The sequence below is a fragment of the Streptomyces sp. UNOC14_S4 genome, from assembly GCF_020740835.1.
Lineage (GTDB): Bacteria > Actinomycetota > Actinomycetes > Streptomycetales > Streptomycetaceae > Streptomyces.
Genome location: NZ_JAINFC010000647.1, coordinates 1 through 3,631, shown reverse-complemented (window position 1 = coordinate 3,631; position 3,631 = coordinate 1). Strand labels below are relative to the sequence as shown.

Sequence of the window (3,631 nt, the reverse complement as noted above, 5' to 3'; positions counted from 1 at the left end):
TAACCCAGGCCGGGGGCGGAGCCCCCGGCCTGGGTTACGCGAGTTGCGTCAGCGCTTCCTTCAGCCAGCTGATCCAGAACGTTTCCAGTTCGATGCCGCCCCGCAGGACCAAGTGACGGAGGCGGTCCTCCTCGGTGCGTGGCGGGGTCGGGAAGTCGCGTTTCTCGATCGTCTCGTATTCCGTCAATTGCTGCTGGTGGAGGGAGAGATGCCGCCGCAGCTCCGTCGTGAGGCCGGCCGCTCCGACGACGCCCGCGGCGCGTACGCGGAGCAGGAGGGGGTCGCGCACGGGGCGGGGGTCCTCCGCGAGGGTCACCCATTCCGTGAGTGCCGCGCGGCCCGCGGGGAGGACCTCGTACTCCTTCTTCTGGCCGCGGGCCGACTGCGCGGCCGGCAGGGCGCGGATGAGGCCCTTCTCCTCCAGCCTGCCGAGCTCGCGGTAGATCTGCTGGTGCGCGGCCGACCAAAAGTAGCCGATCGACTTGTCGAAGCGCCGGGTCAGTTCCAGCCCCGACGACGGCTTCTCCAGGAGCGCGGTGAGGATGGCGTGCGGCAGGGACATGACCGCCATCCTAATCACGCGTCAGAGGGAGGCGGCCAGTTCCGTGCCCTGGCGTACCGCCCGCTTGGCGTCGAGTTCGGCGGCGGTCTCGGCGCCGCCGATGAGGTGGACGGTGTGTCCGGCGGCGCACAGCTCCTCGTAGAGGTCCCGGCGCGGTTCCTGGCCCGCGCAGATGACGACGGTGTCGACGGGGAGGGTCGTGGGGGCGCCGTCGACGGTGCAGTGCAGGCCGTCGTCGTCGATCCGCTCGTATGTCACCCCGGCGGTCATGGTGACGCCCCGGTGCCTGAGTTCGGTGCGGTGGATCCAGCCGGTGGTCTTGCCCAGGCCCGCGCCGACCTTGGTGGTGCCGCGCTGGAGGAGGTGGACGGTGCGCGGCGGGGCGGGCCGTTCCGGCGCGCGGAGCCCGCCGGGCGTGCGGTAGTCGGTGTCGACGCCCCAGGCGCGGAAGTACGCCTCGGGGTCCTGGCTCGCGGCGTCGCCCGGGTCGGTGAGGTACGCGGCGACGTCGAAGCCGATGCCGCCCGCGCCGATGACGGCGACGCGCCGCCCGGCCTCGGCGCCGTCCCGGAGGACGTCGAGGTAGCCGATGACACTGGGGTGGTCGATGCCCGCGATGTCGGGGGTGCGGGGTGTGACCCCGGTGGCGACGACGATCTCGTCGTACGCGCCGGAGGCGAAGGTCCCGGCGGTCACGGAGGTGCCGAGCCGGACGTCGACGCCGTGGCGTTCGAGCTGGACCCGGTAGTAGCGCAGGGTCTCGTCGAACTCCTCCTTGCCCGGCACCTTGTTGGCGATGTTGAGCTGTCCGCCGATGCGGTCGGCCGCCTCGTAGAGGGTGACCGCGTGGCCGCGCCCGGCGGCGGTCACGGCGCAGGCGAGGCCCGCCGGGCCCGCGCCGACGACGGCGAGGCGCTTGCGCCGCCGGGTGGGGCCGAGCACGAGCTCGGTCTCGTGGCAGGCCCGGGGGTTGACGAGGCAGGAGGTGATCCTGCCGCTGAAGGTGTGGTCGAGGCAGGCCTGGTTGCAGCCGATGCACGTGTTGATGGTCTCGGCCTGTCCCTCGCCCGCCTTGCGGACGAAGTCGGGGTCGGCGAGGAAGGGCCGCGCCATCGACACCATGTCCGCGTAGCCGTCGGCGAGGAGCTGCTCGGCCTTCTCGGGGGTGTTGATGCGGTTGGTGGTGATCAGGGGTATCGAGACCGTGCCCATGAGCTTCTTCGTGACCCAGGCGTAGGCGCCGCGCGGCACCGAGGTGGCGATGGTGGGGATGCGGGCCTCGTGCCAGCCGATACCGGTGTTGATCAGGGTGGCGCCCACGGCCTCGATCTCCCGGGCGAGGGCGACCACTTCGGCCAGGGAAGAGCCGCCGGGGACGAGGTCGAGCATCGAGAGCCGGTAGATCAGGACGAAGTCCGGGCCGACGCGCTCGCGCACGCGGCGGACGATCTCGACGGGGAAGCGGACGCGGTTCTCGAAGGAGCCGCCCCAGCGGTCGGTGCGGTGGTTGGTGGCCGGGGCGACGAATTCGTTGACGAGATAGCCCTCGGATCCCATGATCTCGACGCCGTCGTAGCCCGCGTACCGCGCGAGGGCGGCGGCCCGTACGAAGTCCTCGACGGTCTCCTCGACTTCCTCGTCGGTGAGGGCGCGTGGGACGTACGGGGAGATGGGCGCCTGGAGCGCGCTGGGCGCCACGAGATCCGTGTGGTGTGCATACCGGCCGAAGTGCAGCAGCTGCAGGGCGATCCGGCCACCCTCGCGGTGGACGGCGTCCGTCACCGTCCGGTGCCGGTCGGCCTCGGCCTCGGTGGTGAGCGCGGCGCCGCCCGCCCAGGGGCGCCCCACCTCGTTGGGGGCGATACCGCCAGTAACCATCAGGCCGACACCGCCCCGCGCCCGCTCGGCGTAGAAGGCCGCCATCCGCTCGAATCCGTTCTCCGCCTCTTCGAGGCCGACGTGCATCGATCCCATGACCACGCGGTTCGGGAGGGTCGTGAACCCGAGGTCGAGCGGGCTGAGGAGGTGCGGGTAGGGACTCACTGCGGTGCTCCTTCGCTTCGCGGTGCGGCTGTGCGACGCGCCGTTTCGGGGCGCCTACTGGGGTGCCACTTGCGCTCCGCGCGCGGCCTCGGGCCCGGTGGGGGTTGCTCGCGCAGTTCCCCGCGCCCCTTATGGGCGCCCCCACTCGCGAGGTTACTGTCCGGTACGAGTTTGTGCAACTAGTTGCATAACTGATCGCGGCCGGTTCGTCGCCCCTGGCTCATTTCCCCCTCTCCCCATGATCCCGGCCGGGCGGCTAGCGTGCCTCGGCGCGGGGGGCAGTCGTGCTGCCAGGGAGCTCACTGAACATGTTCTACTTCGCTTTCAGGTGCGTGGTCCTGATACCGCTCCTGCGGTGGCTGTTCCGGCCGCGGGTGGAGGGGATGGAGCATCTGCCGGAGACAGGGGCGGCGATCATCGCGGGGAACCATCTGTCGTTCTCGGATCACTTCATGATGCCCACCATGGTGAAGCGCCGGATTTCCTTCCTGGCGAAGCAGGAGTACTTCACGGGGCGGGGCCTCAGGGGCCGCCTCTCGGCCGCGTTCTTCCGCGGGGTCGGGGCGATCCCCGTGGACCGGTCGGGCAAGGAGGCGGCGCAGGCGGCCGTCGACACGGGTCTGGAGGTGCTGAACCAGGGCGGGTTGCTGGGCATCTACCCGGAGGGCACCCGCTCGCACGACGGGCGGCTCTACAAGGGCCGCGTCGGCGTCGCCGCCATGGCGCTCCAGTCGGGGGCTCCCGTGATCCCCTGCGCGATGATCGGCACGTTCGAGGCCCAGCCGACCGGACGCCGTCTGCCGCGCCTCGTGCCCATCACGATCCGCTTCGGGGAGCCGCTGGACTTCTCCCGCTACGCGGGGATGCAGGACCAGCGTGCCGTGCTGCGGGCCGTGACGGACGAGATCATGTACGCGATCCTCAAGCTGTCGGAGCAGGAGTACGTGGACACGTACGCGACCGACGCCAGGGCGGCCCTCAAGGCCGTGCCTCCGCAGGCCGGTCCCCCGGCCCCGACGCCCGGCC

Annotated in this window: 3 protein-coding genes; 1 reads left to right on the top strand and 2 read right to left on the bottom strand. The window is 71.3% G+C overall.

Going from position 1 to position 3,631, the window contains the following annotated elements:
• Nucleotides 1-34: 34 nt before the first annotated feature.
• Entirely contained in the window at nt 35-562 is a 528-nt protein-coding gene (locus K6I34_RS33655; RefSeq protein WP_229331837.1) for a PadR family transcriptional regulator, read from the bottom strand.
• A gap of 21 nt (nt 563-583) precedes the next feature.
• A complete protein-coding gene (locus K6I34_RS33650; RefSeq protein WP_229331836.1) occupies nt 584-2,605 on the bottom strand; it encodes an NADPH-dependent 2,4-dienoyl-CoA reductase in 2,022 nt (673 codons plus the stop codon).
• Between the two features lie 308 nt (nt 2,606-2,913).
• Between K6I34_RS33650 and K6I34_RS33645 the strand changes: the two genes are divergently transcribed.
• Nucleotides 2,914-3,631, top strand: a 718-nt coding sequence (locus K6I34_RS33645; RefSeq protein WP_229331835.1) for a 1-acyl-sn-glycerol-3-phosphate acyltransferase, incomplete at its 3' end; no start/stop codon positions are given.